The organism is Bacillus sp. LR--39 (genome assembly GCF_053613335.1).
In genome coordinates this window covers 1-1,536 of sequence record NZ_JBSIOT010000124.1, presented here as the reverse complement: position 1 = coordinate 1,536, position 1,536 = coordinate 1, and the positions used below count along the sequence as shown (strand labels likewise).

Genomic DNA, 1,536 nt, shown 5'->3' with positions numbered 1-1,536 from the left:
TATCACTTTCAGGCTTGAACCTAAAACAGATTTTATAAAAGGGGGGGAAAACACCTCAGCTGGTCTAGATCACTAGTCTGAAAAAGAGTAAAATAAAGGTATTCAAATTCCAGAAAGGCGGATCATCTATGGCAGAGAGTCTTCTTATCAAAGACATTGCGATCGTGACAGAAAATGAAGTAATCAAAAACGGCTATGTCGGAATCAATGACGGAAAAATCAGCACAGTCTCAACAGAACGGCCCAAGGAGTCATATTCAAAAGAGATTCAAGCACCTGCGGATTCCGTTTTGCTTCCCGGCATGATTGACATTCATATCCACGGCGGCTATGGCGCAGATACAATGGATGCTAGCTTTTCCACGCTCGACATCATGTCGTCAAGACTGCCCGAAGAAGGCACGACGAGCTTTTTAGCCACAACGATTACCCAAGAGCATGGGAACATTTCTCAAGCTTTGGTGAACGCAAGAGATTGGAAAGCGGCTGAAGAGTCCTCTTTATTAGGTGCAGAACTGCTCGGCATTCATTTAGAGGGCCCCTTTGTTTCGCCTAAAAGAGCCGGAGCGCAGCCAAAGGAGTGGATTAGGCCTTCGGATGTTGCGCTTTTCAAAAAGTGGCAGCAGGAGGCGGGCGGACTAATCAAAATTGTTACACTTGCGCCGGAGGAGGATCAGCATTTTGAACTGATCCGCCATTTGAAAGACGAATCGATTATCGCGTCCATGGGGCACACGGATGCCGATTCCGCATTGCTGTCGGATGCCGCAAAAGCAGGGGCGAGCCATATGACCCATCTGTACAACGCGATGAGCCCGTTTCATCACCGAGAGCCCGGAGTGATCGGAACGGCGCTGGCCCATGATGGGTTTGTGACAGAGCTTATCGCCGATGGCGTTCACTCCCATCCTTTAGCTGCAAAGCTTGCTTTTTTGGCGAAAGGCAGCAGCAAGCTCATTTTAATTACCGATTCCATGAGGGCAAAAGGCCTGAAAGACGGCGTATATGAGTTCGGCGGCCAAAGTGTGACGGTAAGAGGACGAACAGCTCTTCTTTCAGACGGAACCCTTGCCGGTTCGATCCTCAAAATGAACGAAGGCGCACGGCATATGCGTGAGTTTACAAATTGCTCTTGGACGGATATAGCTAATATAACTTCTGCAAACGCGGCCAAACAGCTGGGCATCTTTGACCGAAAAGGCAGTTTGACTGTGGGAAAAGATGCAGATTTGGTGATTGTCAGCAGTGATTGCGAGGTGATTCTCACCATTTGCCGCGGAAACATTGCATTTATATCCAAGGAGGCTGACCAGATATGAAAGTAATGGAATGTCAATCATATGAAGAGCTAAGCCAAAAAGCAGCCAGAATAACGGCAGATACAATCAAGGAAAAACCTGATGCCGTTCTTGGTTTAGCGACAGGCGGCACACCGGAATGCACGTATCGCGAGCTGATTCGCCTGCACCAAACTGAGAATCTCTCATTTCAAAACGTCACTACAGTTAATTTGGATGAGTACGCCGGACTTTCAAG

1 protein-coding gene and 1 pseudogene are annotated in these 1,536 nt (G+C 47.9%); both read left to right on the top strand.

Annotation, left to right across the window (positions count from 1 at the left end):
- The first annotated feature begins 128 nt into the window (after positions 1-128).
- Positions 129-1,319, top strand: a complete 1,191-nt coding sequence (gene nagA, locus ACWHAR_RS20985) for an N-acetylglucosamine-6-phosphate deacetylase (RefSeq protein ID WP_452087711.1) — start codon at positions 129-131, stop codon at positions 1,317-1,319.
- Positions 1,316-1,536: pseudogene (locus ACWHAR_RS20980) on the top strand (glucosamine-6-phosphate deaminase); the annotation flags it as partial. The gene nagA and the pseudogene ACWHAR_RS20980, both read left to right, overlap by 4 nt.

Bases quoted from the DNA above. Each gene is read 5' to 3' on its own strand.
- nagA (WP_452087711.1), top strand. From the start codon at position 129: ATGGCAGAGAGTCTTCTTATCAAAGACATTGCGATCGTGACAGAAAAT.